Origin of the sequence: Kitasatospora sp. NPDC088160 (assembly GCF_044741445.1) — a bacterium.
Lineage (GTDB): Bacteria > Actinomycetota > Actinomycetes > Streptomycetales > Streptomycetaceae > Kitasatospora.
In genome coordinates this window covers 26,989-44,764 of sequence record NZ_JBIUSS010000044.1, presented here as the reverse complement: position 1 = coordinate 44,764, position 17,776 = coordinate 26,989, and the positions used below count along the sequence as shown (strand labels likewise).

14 protein-coding genes are annotated in these 17,776 nt (G+C 74.0%); 3 read left to right on the top strand and 11 right to left on the bottom strand.

Going from position 1 to position 17,776, the window contains the following annotated elements; genetic code table 11:
* Window positions 1–463 precede the first annotated feature (463 nt).
* Window positions 464–1,468, bottom strand: coding sequence for a stage II sporulation protein M (locus tag ACIOGZ_RS40590; RefSeq protein ID WP_063349146.1), 1,005 nt, complete (start codon window positions 1,466–1,468; stop codon window positions 464–466).
* A gap of 294 nt (window positions 1,469–1,762) precedes the next feature.
* On the opposite strand from ACIOGZ_RS40590, the gene ACIOGZ_RS40585 reads away from it, so the two are divergent.
* A complete protein-coding gene (locus ACIOGZ_RS40585) occupies window positions 1,763–2,773 on the top strand; it encodes an RDD family protein (protein ID WP_400989628.1) in 1,011 nt (336 codons plus the stop codon).
* Between the two features lie 46 nt (window positions 2,774–2,819).
* Here the strand turns inward: ACIOGZ_RS40585 and ACIOGZ_RS40580 are convergent, their stop codons facing one another.
* The gene (locus ACIOGZ_RS40580; protein WP_400989626.1) at window positions 2,820–3,470 is read right to left on the bottom strand and encodes a hypothetical protein; all 651 of its coding nucleotides are present in this window, start codon (window positions 3,468–3,470) and stop codon (window positions 2,820–2,822) included.
* Window positions 3,471–3,582: 112 nt separating this feature from the next.
* On the opposite strand from ACIOGZ_RS40580, the gene ACIOGZ_RS40575 reads away from it, so the two are divergent.
* Window positions 3,583–4,482: a sigma factor gene (locus ACIOGZ_RS40575; RefSeq protein ID WP_400989624.1), complete on the top strand. Its 900-nt coding sequence runs from the start codon at window positions 3,583–3,585 to the stop codon at window positions 4,480–4,482.
* Window positions 4,483–4,562: 80 nt separating this feature from the next.
* On the opposite strand, the gene ahcY is transcribed toward ACIOGZ_RS40575, so the two are convergent.
* From ahcY to ACIOGZ_RS40545, 6 genes are all read right to left on the bottom strand, one after another.
* Entirely contained in the window at window positions 4,563–6,011 is a 1,449-nt protein-coding gene (gene ahcY / locus ACIOGZ_RS40570) for an adenosylhomocysteinase (protein ID WP_363587584.1), read from the bottom strand.
* A gap of 352 nt (window positions 6,012–6,363) precedes the next feature.
* Window positions 6,364–7,341 carry a cation diffusion facilitator family transporter gene (locus tag ACIOGZ_RS40565; RefSeq protein WP_363587586.1) on the bottom strand — a complete coding sequence of 326 codons (978 nt, stop codon included), beginning with the start codon at window positions 7,339–7,341 and terminating at the stop codon, window positions 6,364–6,366.
* Between the two features lie 77 nt (window positions 7,342–7,418).
* Entirely contained in the window at window positions 7,419–8,693 is a 1,275-nt protein-coding gene (locus ACIOGZ_RS40560; protein WP_400989622.1) for an SIS domain-containing protein, read from the bottom strand.
* Between the two features lie 66 nt (window positions 8,694–8,759).
* On the bottom strand, window positions 8,760–8,942 hold the full coding sequence (locus tag ACIOGZ_RS40555) for a Trm112 family protein (RefSeq protein ID WP_280686052.1): 183 nt from the start codon (window positions 8,940–8,942) through the stop codon (window positions 8,760–8,762).
* A gap of 83 nt (window positions 8,943–9,025) precedes the next feature.
* A complete protein-coding gene (locus tag ACIOGZ_RS40550; RefSeq protein ID WP_363587590.1) occupies window positions 9,026–10,411 on the bottom strand; it encodes a phosphomannomutase/phosphoglucomutase in 1,386 nt (461 codons plus the stop codon).
* Window positions 10,412–10,601: 190 nt separating this feature from the next.
* Entirely contained in the window at window positions 10,602–11,045 is a 444-nt protein-coding gene (locus ACIOGZ_RS40545) for a DUF3499 domain-containing protein (RefSeq protein ID WP_079136306.1), read from the bottom strand.
* Between the two features lie 84 nt (window positions 11,046–11,129).
* Between ACIOGZ_RS40545 and ACIOGZ_RS40540 the strand changes: the two genes are divergently transcribed.
* Entirely contained in the window at window positions 11,130–11,582 is a 453-nt protein-coding gene (locus ACIOGZ_RS40540) for a metallopeptidase family protein (protein ID WP_079135840.1), read from the top strand.
* A gap of 53 nt (window positions 11,583–11,635) precedes the next feature.
* Here the strand turns inward: ACIOGZ_RS40540 and ACIOGZ_RS40535 are convergent, their stop codons facing one another.
* From ACIOGZ_RS40535 to ACIOGZ_RS40525, 3 genes are all read right to left on the bottom strand, one after another.
* Complete coding sequence (locus tag ACIOGZ_RS40535; protein ID WP_363633079.1) at window positions 11,636–13,348, bottom strand: DUF5719 family protein; 1,713 nt, start codon at window positions 13,346–13,348, stop codon at window positions 11,636–11,638.
* 6 nt (window positions 13,349–13,354) lie between these two features.
* Window positions 13,355–17,206 (bottom strand): glycosyltransferase family 2 protein, encoded by a 3,852-nt coding sequence (locus ACIOGZ_RS40530; RefSeq protein WP_363633080.1) that lies wholly within the window; start codon window positions 17,204–17,206, stop codon window positions 13,355–13,357.
* 217 nt (window positions 17,207–17,423) lie between these two features.
* Window positions 17,424–17,696, bottom strand: a complete 273-nt coding sequence (locus tag ACIOGZ_RS40525) for a WhiB family transcriptional regulator (protein ID WP_045702141.1) — start codon at window positions 17,694–17,696, stop codon at window positions 17,424–17,426.
* Between the last annotated feature and the right edge of the window lie 80 nt (window positions 17,697–17,776).

Genomic DNA, 17,776 nt, shown 5'->3' with positions numbered 1-17,776 from the left:
TCCAACCCCAGAAGATTCTGAGGCCGGGGATGTCAACATATCTGGCGTTGACTTTTGGCACGCTGTTGAGTTCTCAAGGAACGGACACTTCCTTCAGGCCGCCTTCCAGCGGGCCCTCCGGGCGCTTCGTTCTTTCGTGTTTCCAGCTTATCAGATCCTCGCGGCCGTTCTTACCGGCTTCGTTTCTCCGAATTCCCGCTGGCGGGATTTCCTTCGAACTTCGCTCCGAAGCTTATCAAAGCTTTCGATGTGCTCAGTCCGCGGGATTTTGCTTCGTCGAAGGATGCGCATTCATAAAACGCGCTCACCTCGATTTGGCGGTGTCGTAGACACTAACGCCCGGGACTGACCGTTGTCCAGTCTGTCCCAACCGTTCAAACCTACTAGCCCACCCTCACCACGTCAATGGTTTGGTCGGGATGCGAGAAGAGTACCAGGTCAGAGGCATGTCGATCACCTCGTCTCAGGCCGCGACGGGTTGCAGATCCGCCCGATCGGCCGCGTCCAGATCACCGACTTCGCCGGCCTCGGCGGCCTTTCGGCCCCACACCAGCGCGTAGAGAAGGAATGCCGCCTCGGCCAGCACTCCGATCGAGATGCGTGCCCAGGTGGGCAGCCCGGAAGGGGTGACGAACGCTTCGAGCACACCGGAAACGGCCAGCACCGTGGCAAGGCCGATGGACATGCCGATGATGGAGCGGCCCTGTTCGGCCAGGGCCGTTCCACGGGTGCGCGGGCCGGGGTCGATGACCGTCCAGCCGAGGCGCAGACCGAGGCCGCCGGCCACGAACACCGCGGTCAGCTCCAGCAGGCCGTGCGGGATGAGCAGGCCGAGGAAGACGTCGAGTCGCCCGGCGGAGGCCATCAGCCCGACGCCGACACCGAGGTTGACCACGTTGGTCCACATCACCCAGAGCACCGGGAGACCCAGCGCGATCCCGAACAGCAGGCACTGCACGGCGATCCAGGCGTTGTTCGTCCAGACCTGCGCGGCGAACGAACTCGCCGGGCGGTCCGAGTAGTACGACTCGTACTGCCCGCCCGGGCGGGTCATCTCCCGCAGGTGATCCGGGGCGACCAGGCTGTTGCGGACCTCGGGGTGGGTGGCCATCCACCAGGCGAGCACCGCGGTGGCCAGCAGCGAGACGACCGCGACCGGCACCCACCAGCGGCGCGCGCGGTACAGCGCGGCCGGGAAGCTCACCGTGTAGTACCGGGCGACGTCGTGCCATCCGCTGCTGCGCGATCCGGTCACCGCGCTGCGGGCCCGCGAGACCAGGCCGGTCAGCCGGCTGAGCAGGGCAGGGTCCGGTGCGGCGGCCTGGACCTTGGCCAGGTGGCCGGTGGCGCGCTGGTACAGGGTGACCAGTTCGTCGGCCTCCTCTCCGCTGAGCCGGCGCCGTCGGGCGAGGGCGTCCAGCCGTGCCCACTCCCCCTGGTGGGTGGCGACGAAGACGTCCAGGTCCATTCGGCGGCTCCATGGTCGGCGGTGGGCGCGAGGGGGCCCGGTCGCGGGCGGGTGGACGGGCGGGTACGTACGGACACGCGCGGCCCAGCATGCCAGCAGCGGTGGGCACCCCGACCGCCGGGATCTCACTTCCCGTGCGACCACCGGGCGCCGTATGTTTGCGGCTGCGGATCAGACTGCGGAGAGCAGGTCGTGGGGGCCGGTCCGGATGACGCCCCTCCCCTCGTCCGTGCCGCCCTCGGCGGCCTCCATGAGTGAGCTGTACGGCTCCACGAACGTGAACGGACAGGTGTCTTGAGCGACCTGGTGACGGGTGAGGCGGTCGTCCTCGACCTGCAGACGGCGAAGCTTCCCAGCCGGGCGCTGGCGATCACGCTGGACCTGCTCGTGGAGTTCGCCGCCCTGTTCCTGGTCTCGCTCACCCTGAGCGTCGCCCTGATCGGACTGGACGGTGCGGCGCTGGCGGCCACCCTGATCGGGCTGCTGGTGTTCTTCCTGGTGGCCGTGCCGGTGATGGTCGAGACCTTCACCCACGGGCGCTCGCTCGGCAAGGCCGCGCTCGGCCTGCGGGTGGTGCGCACCGACGGCGGCCCGGTGCGGTTCCGGCACTCGCTGGTGCGCGGGCTGGTCGGCTTCATGGAGCTGGTCGCCATGACCGGCGTGCCGGCGGTGATCACCTCGGCCGTGAACGTGGACGGCAAGCGGCTGGGCGACATCTTCGCCGGGACGGTGGTCGTCCGCGAGCGCACCCCGGGCGGGGGGACGCCGCCGCTGCCGCCCGTGCACCCGCACCTGCTCCAGACGATGGGCCGGGAGCTGGTCGCGATGGACCTGTCCGCCGTGCCGGAGCCACTCTGGCTGGCGATTCGCCAACTGCTTGGCCGCATAGGCCAGTTGGACCCCACGGTGGCGCTCCAGATGTCCACCCGGCTGGCCGGCGACCTGGCCGCCCGGACCGGTCATCCGGTGGCGCAGGGGCTGCACCCGGCGGCATACCTGGGCGCGGTGCTCACCGAGCGCCAGCGCCGGGAGTGGACGCGGGCCCAGGCCCAGTGGCAGCGGACCGCGGCCCCCGCACCCGCCGCGTGGCCGGCTCCCGCGCCCCAGCCGCCCACCGCGGACGGCGAGCTGCTGCGCGTCCTCGGCGTCCCGACGACGGCCGCGGCAACGACCCCGCCGACGACCGCGGCCCCGGCCGCCCCCTCCTTCGAGAAGCCCGCCCCGCCCACCACCGACCGGCCGTCCCCGACACCGGCCCCAGCCTCGACACCGGCCCCCGGCACCGGCTTCGCGCCGCCCGCCTAGGCTCACCGCGCCGTCGGGCCCGCCGCCCGACCCACTCATCCCGGACCTACTCCCCGAACCGCGCCGGCCAGGCGTTCGGCGGCGACGCCAGCTCCTCCAGTTCGATCCCGTCGGCCGCCAGCACCACGTCCCCCGCGAGGTGCACGACCTGCTGCTCGCCGGTCTCCAGGTCCGCGACCTGGTACCGCTCGACCAGCAGCGGCCCGGAGTCGGTCTGGTGCGTGTCGACCCCCTCCAGCAGCCACCCCTGGTCGAAGGTGCGCGGCGCCAGCACCGGTTCGGTGAACGCGACCAGCCGCACCCGTGCACTCGCCCCCTCCCGCAACCGCAGCAGCCGGGCGGTGGCGACCAGGAACGCCGGCGAGCCGCCGGTGAACCCGTGCGCCCGGTCGTGCCCCTCCACGCTGTGCTCGCCGCCCGGGTCCGCCGCGTCCGTCCGGACCCAGGCGACGCCGTCCACCGCGCCGCCGCGCACCTGCCAGCCACCGGCCCGCAGCTCCATCCGCAGCGGGCGGGCCCGCGAGTCCAGGGTGAGGTCGACGCTGCCGATCACCCGCCCGTCCGGCGCGTAGGTCTTGGAGACGTACCGCCAGCCGGCCGCCCCGGGGGCGCAGCTGAAGCGCTCCTCCCCGAGCAGCACGCGGTCGTGACCCAGAGGAGTCATGGCTGTATGGAGCGAGTACCGGCCGTTGGGCATGCCCGAAAGCCTACGTGCGCACTTCGCATGCAACGTTCGGGGCGGGTGCCCGCATTAGGGGGGTGGACGGCGCGCACGAGCGCCGACGGTACGCGGGAGAAGGGGGGCGCAGATGGCGAAGCAGGCACGCGACGAGGAGTTCACGGAGTACGTGACTTCCAGGAGCGGCTGGCTGCGCAAGGTCGCCTATCTGCTGTGCGGGGACTGGCACCGCGCGGACGACCTGGTCCAGGAGACCATCACCAAGCTGTACGTGAACTGGTCGCGGGCAGGCCGCATGGAGAACCTGGACGGCTACGCCCGCAGGGTGCTGGTCAACACCTTCCTGGCCGAGCAGCGCACCTCCTGGTGGCGACGGACCAGCCGGCCGGGCACCGACCTCGACACCGAGTCCGTACCCGTCGACCTCGACGCCTCGCTGGACCTGCGCCACGCCCTGGCGACGCTGCCGGCCCGCCAACGGCGGCCGGCCTACTGGCTGGTCGACTCGGGCGGTACGGCCGCCCCGACGCTGCGCTGGCTGACCCCCGACGGCCGGTGGGCGGAGATCAGCGGAAACGGTGGCGGCCGCCTCGAAAACTTCTCCCAGGAGATCCTGCTCAGGGTCGCGGCCGATGTTCGGTACGGCCACTGGGACGTCCCCCTGCCGGTGCGGTTCACCGGCCTGCCCGAGACGTTCAAGGCCACCGACATCTCGCTCTGGCGGCCGGACACGGACGGCGTCGGCGCCTGGAGCCTGTGGCTGATGTTCAAGGTCGAGGGGAAGAACGTCTCGGTCACCCTGCGGCCGATCGGGCCGCGCCCGGTCTACACCAGCACGGACGGCTCGCCCTACACCGACCCGCACCCGCCCTTGGAGTCCGTCCAGAACGGGGTGGAGATCTCCATCGGCACCGGAGCCGGCGATCCGCCCTCCCTGGAGCAGCTCGGCGGCCTCCCCTGGATGCTCGCCCACACCGAGGCCCTCGGCCCGGACGCCACCGACTGGACCACCGACGTCATCGTGCCCTGAACCGCCGACGGCCGACCGAACGCGCCGGTGGCCGGCACCCCTGCGCAGGGGTGCCGGCCACCGGCGTACGGCTCACCGCATCAGTAGCGGTACTGCTCCGCCTTGTACGGGCCCTCGACCGGGACGCCGATGTAGTCGGCCTGCTCCTGGCTCAGGGTGGTCAGCTTCACGCCGAGCGCGTCGAGGTGCAGCCGGGCGACCTTCTCGTCCAGGTGCTTGGGCAGCACGTAGACGCCGATCGGGTACTGCTCGGTCTTCGTGAACAGCTCGATCTGGGCGATCGTCTGGTTCGCGAAGGAGTTGGACATCACGAACGACGGGTGGCCGGTCGCGTTGCCCAGGTTCAGCAGGCGGCCCTCGGAGAGGACGATGATGGTGCGGCCGTCGGCCTTGCGCCACTCGTGGACCTGCGGCTTGACCTCGGTCTTCACCACGCCGGGCAGCTGCGCCAGGCCGGCCATGTCGATCTCGTTGTCGAAGTGGCCGATGTTGCCGACGATGGCCTGGTGCTTCATCCGGGCCATGTGGGAGGCCATGATGATGTCCTTGTTGCCCGTGGTCGTGATGAAGATGTCGGCCGTCTCGACGACGTCCTCCAGGGTGGCGACCTGGTAGCCGTCCATCGCCGCCTGGAGCGCGCAGATCGGGTCGATCTCGGTGACGATGACGCGGGCGCCCTGGCCGCGCAGCGACTCGGCGCAGCCCTTGCCGACGTCGCCGTAGCCGCAGACGACGGCGACCTTGCCGCCGATCAGGACGTCGGTGGCGCGGTTGATGCCGTCGATGAGCGAGTGGCGGCAGCCGTACTTGTTGTCGAACTTCGACTTGGTGACCGAGTCGTTGACGTTGATCGCCGGGAACAGCAGCTGGCCGTCACGGTGCATCTCGTACAGGCGGTGGACACCGGTGGTGGTCTCCTCGGTCACGCCCTTGATGGTGGCGGCGACCTCGGTCCACTTGTTCGGGGAGTCCTTGAGGGTGCGGTTGAGCAGCTCCAGGATGATCCGGAACTCGTCGTTGTCCGCGGTGGACGGGTCCGGCGCGGCACCGGCCTTCTCGAACTCGACACCCTTGTGGATCAGCAGGGTGGCGTCGCCGCCGTCGTCCAGGATCATGTTCGGGGTCTTGCCCTCGGGCCAGGTCAGGGCCTGCTCGGTGCACCACCAGTACTCGTCCAGGGTCTCGCCCTTCCAGGCGAAGACCGGCACGCCCTGCGGGTTCTCCGGGGTGCCCTCCGGGCCGACCGCGATGGCGGCGGCCGCGTGGTCCTGGGTGGAGAAGATGTTGCAGGAGCACCAGCGGACCTCGGCGCCCAGGGCGGTCAGGGTCTCGATGAGGACGGCGGTCTGCACGGTCATGTGCAGCGAGCCGGTGATGCGGGCGCCGGTCAGCGGCTTCGACTCGGCGTACTCGGCTCGGATCGACATCAGGCCGGGCATCTCGTGCTCGGCCAGCTGGATCTCCTTGCGGCCGAACGGCGCCAGGGAAAGGTCGGCGACCTTGAAGTCACCGGTGGTGTCGGTCGACATGCGTCTGCTCCTCGCTGATGGGGTGGGCGTGGCCAAGGTCCTGTGTGTGCGGTCGCAGCGGGGGCGGGGCCGTACGGGTGCACGGCTACGCCGGGGCGGCCGGATCCGTGGTGGCGGACCGGTTCCCTGCTGCGCAGCACAAACCGTCGGAGGACCTCTCTCCCTCGACCGGGGCACACCCCACAGGGGCGGACCGCCGATCAACCGCCATCAGCAGCGACGTTCTGGCTCTGGTGACGAATCTACACCGGCGGCCCCACCGGCCGTCCGCCGATGAGCGATTTCGGCCTCGGACCGGACAGGTCCTCAAGCGGATCCCAGCCGACCCCGGCCGGCGGCGGACCGGCGCCGGTCAGTGCGAGGCGCCGGGCCCGGGCCCGCCGGGGGTGGCCGCCGGGTCCTCGCCCGCGGCGGCCTTCTCGGCGCTGTAGACGTCGGGCTCCAGGTAGATCGCCCGCGCGATCGGGACGGCGGCCCGGACCCGCTCCTCCGCCGCGTCGATCGCCCGCGCGACGCGGGCCGCGCTGTCCTCCGCGTTGACGGCGATCTTGGCGGCGACCAGCAGTTCCTCCGGCCCCAGGTGCAGGGTGCGCATGTGGATCACGCCGGTGACGGCCTCGCCGTCCACCAGCGCCTCGCGGATCCGGCGCACCGAATCCCGGTCGGCGGACTCGCCGAGCAGCAGCGACTTGGTCTCCAGGGCGAGCACCACCGCGATCAGCACCAGCAGGACGCCGATGCCCAGGGTGCCGACGCCGTCCCAGACGCCGTCGCCGGTGATCACGGTGAGCGAGACGCCGAGCAGCGCGAGCACCAGGCCGATCAGCGCGCCGGCGTCCTCCAGCAGCACCACCGGCAGCTCCGGGGCCTTGGCGGTGCGGATGAACTGCACCCAGCCCTGGCCGCCCTTGGCCTTCGCCGACTCGCGCATCGCGGTGAGGAAGGACCAGCCCTCCATCGCGACGGCGAAGATCAGCACGCCGACCGCCCAGCCCCAGGAGTCCAGCTTCTCCGGGTGGTTGACCTTGTGCCAGCCCTCGTAGATCGCGAACAGGCCGCCGACGCTGAAGAGGACGATCGCCACCAGGAAACCGTAGATGTAACGCTCGCGGCCGTACCCGAACGGGTGCTCCTCGTCCGCCGCCCGGCGCGCCCGCTTGCCGCCGATCAGCAGCAGCACCTGGTTGCCCGAGTCGGCGACCGAGTGCACGCCCTCGGCCAGCATCGACGAGGAGCCGGTGAAGCCGAAGGCGGTGAACTTGGCCGCCGCGATCGCCAGGTTCGCGGACAGTGCCGCGACCAGTGCCTTGGTGCCGCCTTCTGTACTCATGCTCCGGGTCCCTCCGCCGCAATGGCTGGTCGCGCTGCTCCGTCGAGCGCCTACCGTACCGGCCGTGCGACGCCGGCTCAGGACTGCGCGGCGGCGAGCCCGAGGTAGACGGCGGCGAAGTCGGTCAGCGCGACCAGGTCGGCGAGCGCGTGCAGCGGGTCCGGCCGGGTGGTCGCGTACTCGGTCAGCCGGACGTCGTGGGCGCCGGCCAGCCGGTGCGCGCGGGTGACGCCGAAGCTGCGCGGGCCCGCGTCGTCCTCCGGCACCTCGGCCGGCCCGTCCGCCTCGTCGGCCGCGCCGCCGGGCTGGGCCCCGGGCCGACCGCCGGGCGCCCCCGGGACGTGCCGCAGCAGCAGGACCTGGAGGTGCAGCGGATCCGGCTCGTCGACCCGGTCGCGGAAGAAGTCGTCCGGGTCCGCGCCCGCGCCCAACTGGCCGGTGAACATGCCGCGGTGGGCGGTGAGCACCTGCGGCAGCGGCCCGGCCAGCGCCGGGCGGCCGGCCCGTTCGGCGAGCTGGGCGGCGAAGCGGGTGGCGACGGCCCCGGCGATCGGGCCCTCGGCCCACAGCAGCGGGACCGTCCCGGCCAGCCGGGCGGCCAGGCCCTTGGCCGGGTTGGTGTACGCGGCGGCGTCGGGGCGGCAGCGGACGGCGGTCGCGTCCAGCAGGTCGGCGACGGCCGGCAGCGCGTCGTACGGCAGCTGGGTGATGCCGATCTTCTGGGCGAGCGCGAGCAGCGGAGTGAGGTGGGACCACAGCGCGGCCGGGTCCTCGGCGGGGAGGTCCGGCTCGGCGGCCGGGCGGGCGGGCGCCTCGTCCTCGGGCAGCGCGGAGGCCACGTACGGCAGCGGCAGCGCGCGCACCTGCAACGCGGCCTCGGCCAGCGGGCTGCCCACCGGGGCGGTGACCGCGATCGCGCAGCCGCGCGCGTAGGCCTGCTCGGCGAGGCTGACCAGGCCCGGTTCGCCGCCGTCGGCGGAGCTGACCACCAGGAGGTCCAGCGGGCCGGCCCAGCCGGGCAGTTGCCAGCCGAGCCCGGCGGTGAAGGCCGGCGGTGCGCCGGCCCGGTCGGCGCGCGGGGCGGCCGCCTCGGTCGGCGGCAGCGTGGTGATCAGGCCGGCGCTGCCGGCCAGCGCGGTCAGGATCTCGCCCGCCGTCAGGGCGCTGCCGTGGCCCGCGACCAGGACGGCGCGCGGGCGGCCGTCCGGACGCAGCCGGTCCAGGCCGGCCGCGTCGGCCAGCCGCAGCGCGGTGCGGACCCGCGCACCGGCGCCGGCCAGGGCCAGCAGGGCGCGGTCGCGGTCGGCGCGCTGCAGGGCGGCCGGGTCGTCGAGCAGGGTGTCGTCGAGCATGCGGCGGGCCTCCGGCTGCTGTCCTGTGCGCGCTGGGCTGACGGGGTGGGGGCTTCGCCCCAAGGATCAGGCCGGGCGGCGGGCCTCGTCCACCAGCAGGACCGGAATGCCGTCCCGCACCGGGTACGCGAGGCCGCAGTCCGCGCCGGTGCAGACCAGCTCGGGCTGCTCCTCGGTGCCGCCCTCGGTGAGCGCGGCCCGGCACTGCGGGCAGACCAGGATCTCCAGCAGGAAGGATTCGAGCTTCATGGGGCTCTCCAAAAGTCGGGGGGTGGCACGGCGGTGCCCCGGCCGATAGGCAACCCTACCGGCCGGGGCACAGCAGGCCTCGGTCAGGCGCGGACGATGGCGAGCACGCCGTCGCGCAGCTCGGCCATCTTCGCCGGGTCCTTGGCCTCGGCGTTCAGGCGCAGCAGCGGCTCGGTGTTGGAGGCGCGCAGGTTGAACCACCAGTCCGGGCCGGCCACGGTGAGGCCGTCCAGCTCGTCGACGGTGGTGCCCTCCAGGCCGGCGTAGGCGGCGCGGACGGCGGCGGTGCTGGCGGCCTGGTCGGCGACGGTGCTGTTGATCTCGCCGGAGGCGGCGTAGCGGTCGTACTCGGCGGTGAGCGCGGACAGCGTGCCGGGCTGCCCGCCGAGCGCGGCCAGCACGTGCAGCGCGGCCAGCATGCCGGTGTCGGCGCGCCAGAAGTCGCGGAAGTAGTAGTGCGCGGAGTGCTCGCCGCCGAAGACGGCGTCGGTGACGGCCATCTCCTGCTTGATGAAGGAGTGGCCGACCCGGGTGCGCACCGGGTTGGCGCCGAGCTCGCGGACCACCTCGGGGACGGTCCAGGAGGTGATCAGGTTGTGGATGACGGTCGGCTCGGCCTCGCCGGCGGCCTGGGCGCGGGCGATCTCGCGGGCGGCGACCAGGGCGGTGATGGCGGACGGGGAGACCGGCTCGCCGCGCTCGTCGACGACGAAGCAGCGGTCGGCGTCGCCGTCGAAGGCCAGACCGAGGTCGGCGCCGACCTCGCGGACCCTGGCCTGGAGGTCGACGATGTTCTTCGGGTCGAGCGGGTTGGCCTCGTGGTTGGGGAAGGTCCCGTCCAGCTCGAAGTACATCGGGACGAGCTCGATCGGCAGGCCGTCGAAGACGGTCGGCACGGTGTGGCCGCCCATGCCGTTGCCCGCGTCCACGACGACCTTGAGCGGACGGATCGCGGTGAGGTCGACCAGGCCCAGCAGGTGGTCGGCGTAGCCCCGCAGGGTGTCCTGCTCGGACAGCGCGCCCGGCTTGACGTCCTTGGCCGGGACGGTGACGGTGTCGTCCTCACCCGTCCAGGACTCGACCAGCTCGCGGATCTCGGCGAGGCCGGTGTCCTGGCCGACCGGGGCGGCGCCGGCCCGGCACAGCTTGATGCCGTTGTACTGGGCCGGGTTGTGGCTGGCGGTGAACATCGCGCCGGGCAGGTCGAGCTTGCCGCTGGCGTAGTAGAGCTGGTCGGTCGAGCAGAGGCCGATCTGGACGACGTCGGCGCCGTAGGCGGCGGCGCCCTCGGCGAACGCCCGGGTGAGCGACGGGGAGGAGGGGCGCATGTCGTGGCCGACGACGATCGCGGACGCGCCGGTGACCTGCACGAACGCGGCGCCGAAGGCCCGGGACAGGTGCTCGTCCCACTGGTCCGGGACGACGCCTCGGACGTCGTAGGCCTTCACGAGCTGCTTGAGGTCGCGCACTGCGGCTCCACCCTGGTCTCTGTACTGGTCGGTGTGCGTGTGATCGGCGGCTGGCCGCCCACGGTCACGATACGTCGGGGTCACCGCCCGTTCGGTCGACGGTCCGCGGTGACGGTAGACGGGCAGCGTACCCAAGTCGGACGAACGCCCGGTGCGGGCCCGGGCGGGGTACGGCGTCGGCTGTGCGGCGTCAGTTGTCCGGCGAGCGCAGGACGCGCAGGTGGCCGCGGCGGCCGCCCTCGGTGGACTCGCCCTCGGACCCGCGGCCCTGACGGGGGGTCTGCGGCCGGGCGGCCTCGCGGACGGCGTTGGCGAGGGCCTCCAGGTCGTCGCTGCTGCGGCGCAGCGGCCCGGCCTCGGCGGCCAGCCGGACGACCTCCCAGCCGCGCGGGGCGGTGAGGCGCTCGGCGTGCTCTGCGCACAGGTCGTAGCAGTGCGGCTCGGCGTAGGTGGCGAGCGGGCCCAGGACGGCGGTGGAGTCCGCGTAGACGTACGTCAGCGTCGCGACGGCCGGCCGGCCGCACGCGGTCCGCGAACAACGACGTACAGAGCTCACGAGGGTGGACGGTACCGCACTCCTCGCCGGGGAGCGAAGACCGCCTGTCCGGCGGGTGTGCCGTGTCGCGGTCCGCACGCCGGTCCGCGCCCCGCCGCCCCGGGCGTTTCCCCGTCGGAGTAGTCCACTTCCGACCGTCCAAGGACTACCCTCGGCAGTGATATGGACAGCTCTGCACCGCAGTCATCGACGGGACCCTCGCGCCGTCCCCGGCATCGCGACCGGCACGGCAGGGGGCTGCGCGGCCCGCTGGCGCCGCCCCAGGTGCCGATCTCGCTCACCCGCTCCGAACTGTTCGACGACTACGTGCGCGAATCGGTGGAGCGTCTTGAACGGCGCTGGCCGCAGTTGATCGAAGTGGAGTTCGCCGTCCAGGAGGTGCCGCTGCACGAGCCCGACGCGGCCGACGGCGAGGACGGCGTGCCGCTGGGGCGGGTGTTGCCGGGCAAGCAGGGGCGCAAGAGCCAGATCGTGGTGTACCGGCGGCCGGTGGAGATCCGGGCGAAGACCCGGGAGGACCGCGCGGCGCTGGTGCACGAGATCCTGATCGAGCAGGTGGCGGAGCTGCTGGGGCTGTCCCCGGACGCCATCGACCCGCGCTACGACGAGGACTGAGCACGCGGACGGGGCGGTACCCGGGCCTGCCGGGTACCGCCCCGTCCGACCGGTCAGCGCAGGACGACGCCCGGATCCTGGCCGGCCCGCGGGACCCTGACGGTGCTGTGGTCGTCGCGCAGCGACTGGATGGTGAACATCGGCACGTCCTTGGCGGGCAGCGAGAGCATCCGGGCGGCCATCACCGGGCCGCCGGAGACGGTCTCGACGGTGAGCGCGAAGCTGCCGTTCAGCCCGCCGGGCTCGGGCGCCGGGAGGGCGACCGTGCCGCCGGCCGGCAGCTGGACGTCCTTGCTCACCGGGGTGCCGCCGCCGCTGCCGGCCGAGGCGGTGACCCGGACGGTGGCGGCGTCGCCGGCGGAGGTCAGGAACAGCGTGGACGCGCCGGCCCGGTTGTCGGCGACCGTGGCGCGGGCGCCGACCGGGCCGGTGCCGGTGAGCCAGGCGGCGTCGCTCTTGCCGCCGCCCCCGGCCCGGTCGACCCGCAGGCCGGCCACGACCGGGGTCGGGTGCTTGTCGTCGGTGGGCGACAGCCGCAGCCCGGCGACCTCGTCGCGGGTGACCTTGCCGAGGTCGACGGCGGCCACCATGCCCGCCTTGATGTGGATGGACTCGTTGCCGGCCGGGGTGAACCAGCCGTTCTTGCCGGACAGCTGGATCTTCAGGTCGGCGTCGTCCTCCGGCGGCGCCCAGACCACCAGGTGGGCGGCGGAGGTGTCGGCGGGCAGGCCGGGCAGCACCTGGGTGGCCGCCGGCTCGGCCGAGGCCGGGATCCAGTCGGCGCCCCTGCCGCCGTCGGCGGCGTGCAGCGCGGCGCCCACCCGCCCGCTGCGGGCGACCACGTGCACGGCGAGGTCGTTGACCGCGCCCTTGCTGATCGTCGGCAGCAGCACGGACTGGGAGCTGCCGGGGGCGACGGTGATGCCGTTGGCGGCGTCGTTCTCGATCAGGCCCTTGTCGCCGTACAGCTTGATGTCGACCACGGCGGCGGAGGACTCGGTGTTCACCAGGCTGACGTAGTCGACCCGGTCGCCGGCCGTGCTGGCCCCGGCGAACCAGAAGCTGGTCCCCGCGGGGGTGCAGGTGAGGCCGGACAGGCCGAGGCCGCGCTGCTCGGTGACCACGGTGGTCTGGGTGACGGTGAAGCCGGGGGCGAGGGCGCCGGTGGCGACGGCCCCGGTGCCGGGCGCGGTGTCGCCGTTGGCGGCCGGGCCGGTGGCCGGGGTGCCGGGCTTGGCCAGGGTCAGCCGGGCGTCGGCGGGCGCGGCGCCCTTGTCCGGGGCGGCCGGGGCGGCCGAGCCGGACGGCGCGGCGGGGGCGCCGGCCGCCGGGGCGGAGGGCGCGGTGGTCGGCGGGGTCGCGGGCGCGGCGGCGTCGGAGAGCCAGCCGGCCCCGCCGGTGGCGCCGCCCGTCCCGGGCGGGGTGTAGGCGGTGAGCGTGGTCGAGCCGGTCAGGCCCTGGAGCGGCTGCGGGCAGACCGCCGCCGTCCGCTCGACCTGCGCGGTGGTCGGGGCGACGCCACCGTCCGCCTTGGCGGGGGCGGCCGGCGGGCGCGTCTCGGCGATCCCGAACACCGCCGCGAGCACGACGGCCGCGGCCAGCAGGGACTGCGTGGTCCTGGTGCCCCCGGACCGCCCGGCCGGCCGGGCGGAGGCTGCGGGCTCCGGCGCCTGGGCCGGGGCGTGCCCGGACTGCCCGGCCTCGGCGGCCTCCGTCGGCTCGACGGCCTCGGGCGCGGACTTCTTCCTGAATGCGGGCTTCTTCATCGCGGGTCAGCTCCCCGATCCGTGCTGGTGCGGGTACCGGCCCGTGCCGTTGGGGTCGTTCGGGTCGTTGGGGTCGTAGTAGGGCTCGGCCTGCGGCTGCCCCGGCACCCACGGCTGCTGGTGCTCCGTCTGCTGGTAGGGCTGCTGCTCGTAGCCGTACTGCTGCTCCTGCGGGTACGGCTGCTGCTCGTAGCCCTGCTGCGGGTACGCCTGCGGCTGGTAGCCCTCGTAGCCCTGGCCGTCGTACCCCTGGCCGCCGTACGGCGCGGCCACCGGCTGCTGGGCCGCGTACTGGTCGTAGCTGTACGGGTCGGCCTGCTGGTACGTCTGGTACGGGTCGGTGTACGGCTCGGTCTCCTGGACGGCCGCGGCCGCCTGGACCGCTTCGGCCACCGGCTCGCCGGCGGGCTGCGCCGGGATCGCGCCCGGCGGGCCCTCGTACACCCCGCCGTCCTCGCCGCCCTCGCCGCGCTCGGCCATCCGGCGGGCCCGGCGGCTGCCGGGGGCGGGCGCCTGCGCCTGGGCCGCGGCGGCCAGCGCGGCGGCGGCCACCACCTCCTCGGGCAGGTCGTCGTCCTTGTGGCTGCGGCGTCCGGGCAGGGCCAGCACGAGGATGGTCAGGCCGAGCAGCACCTGGGCCCAGATCCAGCCGGTGTGCGCGAAGCCGTCCTCCCGGGTGACGGACAGCTTGCCGCCGCCGGCCGGGAGCTTGAAGCCCTGCGCCCAGCCGTCGACCGTGACGGACTCCAGCGCGGTGCCGCCCACGGTGGCCTTCCACTCGGGGGCGGCGGACTCGGCGAGCCGCAGCACCCGGCCGTCCGGGCCGGCCGGGACGGTGGCGGTGAGGTCGCGGGCCCCGGCCGGGACGACCACCGGGGCGGCGCCCGGGGCGGTGATCACCGCGCGGACGGCGGGGGCGCCGGTGACCTGCCAGAGCGCGGAGTCGCCGTCCTGGTTGGCCTTGACCAGGCCGGGGGTGGTGTCCAGGACGTCCTTGTAGGTGGCGATCACCGACTTCTGGACCAGCACGTAGGCGATGCCGTAGCCGGAGAGCGCACCGGCCTGGTCGGCGCCGGAACCGGCCAGCAGGCTGCCGACCATCTTGTTCAGGCCGTCCTGGGTGCCGGTCGCCGGGTCGACGGTGGACTCGGCCTGGCCGAGCGTCAGGCCCGCGCCGCGGACCACGGTGTAGCGGACCGCGCCGCCGCCCGGGTCGCCGGTGACGACCAGGGTGCGGGACCGGTCGGTGGTGCCGGCCTCCTCCGCGATGAACGCGGGCACCTGGCCGGCCTGGGCCCGGTGCAGCGGCTTGCCGGCGCCGGTGAGCGCCCACCACAGGCCGGTGCCCAGCGGGGCCAGCACCGCGGCGGCCACCACCAGCGCGGCCACCGGCTGGCGCCAGCCGAAGGCGATCCCGGCCACGCGGGCGTTGGCGCCGTCGGCACCGATCGCGGCGGCCGCCAGCAGGGCGATCCCGGCGATCAGCGAGGCCGGGCCGGCCCAGGCGGGCACCGCCGGGCCGCCGGAGGCCGGGGTGACGGAGGTGCCCGCCACCGCGACCGCGAAGACCAGGCCCGCACCGGCCGCGCCCCAGGCGGCCAGCACCGCGCGGCGGCGGTCGGCGCGCAGCAGTGCGGCGAGCGCGGCGAGCACCACGCCGGCCGACAGCCAGACCGGCGGCACCCCGGCGCCGCCGGGGTTGACCAGCAGCAGGCCGGCCGCGCTCGCACCGGTGCCGTGCAGGCCGGGCAGGCCGGCCTCCAGCAGCAGCCACTGCGGGTGCGTCAGCACCGTCAGCGACCACGGCGCCAGCACCAGGACGGGCAGCGCGAGGATCACCAGGACGCGCAGGCCGAGCAGGCGCAGCGCGGCGCCGCCCGAGCCGAAGGCGCCGCCGCGGACCACCGCGACGACCAGCGTCGCCAGGCACAGCGGCAGCGCGAGCGCCCAGGTCAACGGCACGAAGGAGGTGGCCAGGGTGAGCAGCAGGACGGTCATCCAGACCGGCCGCCACCCCGGGCGGGCGCCCTTAGCGGCGCTCTCGTCGCGGATGCCGAGACCGGCCGCGATCGCGGCGGCGCGGGCCAGCGGCGGCAGCAGCACGGCGAGGACGGCGGTGCCGATCCGGCCCTGGGCGAGCGCGCCGGTCGCGGCGGGCAGCAGCGCGTAGGCGGCGCTGGCCCAGGCCCGGACCAGCTTGGAGTCCAGCAGCGGCCGGGACACCAGGTAGGCGCTGACCGCCGACAGCGGCACGGTGAGCACGACCAGCAGGGTGAGCGCGAGGTCGGCGTGGTCGAACAGCACCCAGGACAGCACCGCGAGCACGCCGAGGTACGGCGGCGCGGCGGCGGTGGAGCCGGTGCCGATCGGATGCCAGGCGTCCGCGTACATCGACCAGAGGCCGCCGGCGCCGTCGGTGGCCGGCAGCAGGGCGCCGCCGAACAGCTCGCCGCTGCCGAACAGGCCTCGGCAGGCGATCAGGGCGAACACCAGCAGGGCCGCGAACAGCACCGGCGCCGGACGCCGGGCCAGCTTCTTGATCAGCGTGAACTGCTCGACGACCAGGTCCTCGTCGTCCTCGCCGCCCGGCCCGGCCTCGACCGAGCCGTGCCGGCCGGTGTCGTCCTCTCCCCCTATGCCGAGGGAGCCGATCACGCCCTCGACGGCGAGCCGGGCGGTGGCGCCGGGCGGCGGGAAGAGCGTGCGATCGTCCAGGGCGTCGGCGGCCCGGGTGCGGGCGCGCTGCTTGCGCGCGGCCAGCAGCCGGGGGAAGCGGACGAGTTCGTGGCCGAGGCCGGTGAGCTCGTCGAAGGCCTGGCGCGGGTCCTTGCCGAGCAGGTTGGTGGCGGCCCGCAGCAGGGTGCCGAGCACCAGCCGCAGCAGGACGTAGGGGAAGAGCGCGCCCTTGCAGTTGGCGAGCAGGGTGTAGACGGCGCCGGCCTTGTCCACCCGGTGCGGGTGGGCGGGGCCGCAGTCGATGGCGCGGCGCTCGCGGCTGGCCGCCTCGGCGTGCCGCAGCACGGCGTCGGGGGCGATCACCACGCGGTGGCCGGCGGCGTTGACCCGCCAGCAGAAGTCGGCGTCGTCGCGCATCAGCGGCAGCGCCTTGTCGAAGCCGCCGAGTTCCTCGAAGACGTCGCGGCGCACCAGCATGCCGGCGCTGGAGACGGCGAGCACCGGGCGGACCTGGTCGTGCTGGCCCTGGTCCTGCTCGCGGCGGTCGAGGCCGGTCCAGCGGCGGCCGGAGCGGGCGATGGTGACGCCGACCTCCAGCAGCTGGCGGCGGTCGTACCAGCTGCGCAGCTTGGGGCCGACCACGGCGGCGCTGGGGGTGGAGTCGGCGACCTGGAGCAGCCGGCGCAGCGCGTCGGTCTGCGGCTCGCAGTCGTCGTGCAGCAGCCAGAGCCATTCGACGGGCTGGGTCTCGCGCGGGCCGCCGCGGCCGAGGTCGTCCTCCTGGGCGAGCGGGTCGCCGAAGTCGTCCCAGCCGCCGGTGACCGGGTCGTAGCCGGAGGGGTCGAGCCGGTACGGCAGGTCCTCCGGGCGCAGCGGCGGGCTGCCGAAGACGGCTTCGGCGACGGCGGTGCCGAAGCCGGCCCGGCGGCCGAGGAGCAGCGGGCCGCTCTCGGGCAGCCAGTCCGCGAGGGTGTCCGCCAGCAGTTGCGGAGAGTTGTCGGTGGAACCGGTGTCGACCGCGAGCACCCGCTGGACCTGGCGGTCCTGGCCGAGCAGGCCGGCGAGGGCCTGCGGCAGCCAGCGGGCCCCGTCGTGCGAGACGATCACCGCGGTGACCAGGTGGCGCGGGTAGGCGGGCGGCCTGGCAGCGGTGAAGCCGCTCTGGTGGCTGTAGACGGTCATCGAGTGCGCGGGCCTCAGTTCTCGGTGGACACAGCCGGTGAACGGCAACCGGATGGCGCACCACACTAACGGCTCCGGATGGCGGCTTCGTCCGCGGTGCCGGTGCGGGACCGGTGAAGAGCCGGCAGGGAACACGAAAGCGCCCCACCGCCGCGGTGAGGCGCCCGTACTGCCGTGTGGTTGTCGAAGGGTCAGCGGGGGTCGGCGGCCGCCCCGGTCAGACCGCGCTCTTCTTGAGCCGGCGGCGCTCGCGCTCGGAGAGGCCGCCCCAGATGCCGAACCGCTCGTCATTGGCGAGGGCGTACTCCAGGCATTCCGAACGGACCTCGCAGGCGAGGCAGACCTTCTTGGCCTCGCGCGTGGAGCCGCCCTTCTCGGGGAAGAAGGACTCGGGGTCGGTCTGGGCGCACAACGCGCGCTCCTGCCAACCGAGTTCCTCTTCCTCCTCCGTGATGCCGTCACCGATCAACAGCTCAAAGAGCTCGCTCATGTGGCGCGCCTCCTCTGCCCCTACTTGGCGTCCCCGTGGTTGCCGTTGCCTCGTGCGGCCGACGACACGAGTGAAATTAC

What these genes read in the sequence shown, in the direction of transcription:
- ACIOGZ_RS40565 (WP_363587586.1), bottom strand. Translation starts at nt 7,341, where the DNA reads ATGAGTACAGAAGGCGGCACCAAGGCACTGGTCGCGGCACTGTCCGCG.
- ACIOGZ_RS40540 (WP_079135840.1), top strand. Translation starts at nt 11,130, where the DNA reads ATGGACAGCTCTGCACCGCAGTCATCGACGGGACCCTCGCGCCGTCCC.
- ACIOGZ_RS40530 (WP_363633080.1), bottom strand. Translation starts at nt 17,206, where the DNA reads ATGACCGTCTACAGCCACCAGAGCGGCTTCACCGCTGCCAGGCCGCCC.
- ahcY (WP_363587584.1), bottom strand. Translation starts at nt 6,011, where the DNA reads ATGTCGACCGACACCACCGGTGACTTCAAGGTCGCCGACCTTTCCCTG.
- ACIOGZ_RS40535 (WP_363633079.1), bottom strand. Translation starts at nt 13,348, where the DNA reads ATGAAGAAGCCCGCATTCAGGAAGAAGTCCGCGCCCGAGGCCGTCGAG.
- ACIOGZ_RS40555 (WP_280686052.1), bottom strand. Translation starts at nt 8,942, where the DNA reads ATGAAGCTCGAATCCTTCCTGCTGGAGATCCTGGTCTGCCCGCAGTGC.
- ACIOGZ_RS40580 (WP_400989626.1), bottom strand. Translation starts at nt 3,470, where the DNA reads ATGCCCAACGGCCGGTACTCGCTCCATACAGCCATGACTCCTCTGGGT.
- ACIOGZ_RS40575 (WP_400989624.1), top strand. Translation starts at nt 3,583, where the DNA reads ATGGCGAAGCAGGCACGCGACGAGGAGTTCACGGAGTACGTGACTTCC.
- ACIOGZ_RS40525 (WP_045702141.1), bottom strand. Translation starts at nt 17,696, where the DNA reads ATGAGCGAGCTCTTTGAGCTGTTGATCGGTGACGGCATCACGGAGGAG.
- ACIOGZ_RS40590 (WP_063349146.1), bottom strand. Translation starts at nt 1,468, where the DNA reads ATGGACCTGGACGTCTTCGTCGCCACCCACCAGGGGGAGTGGGCACGG.
- ACIOGZ_RS40560 (WP_400989622.1), bottom strand. Translation starts at nt 8,693, where the DNA reads ATGCTCGACGACACCCTGCTCGACGACCCGGCCGCCCTGCAGCGCGCC.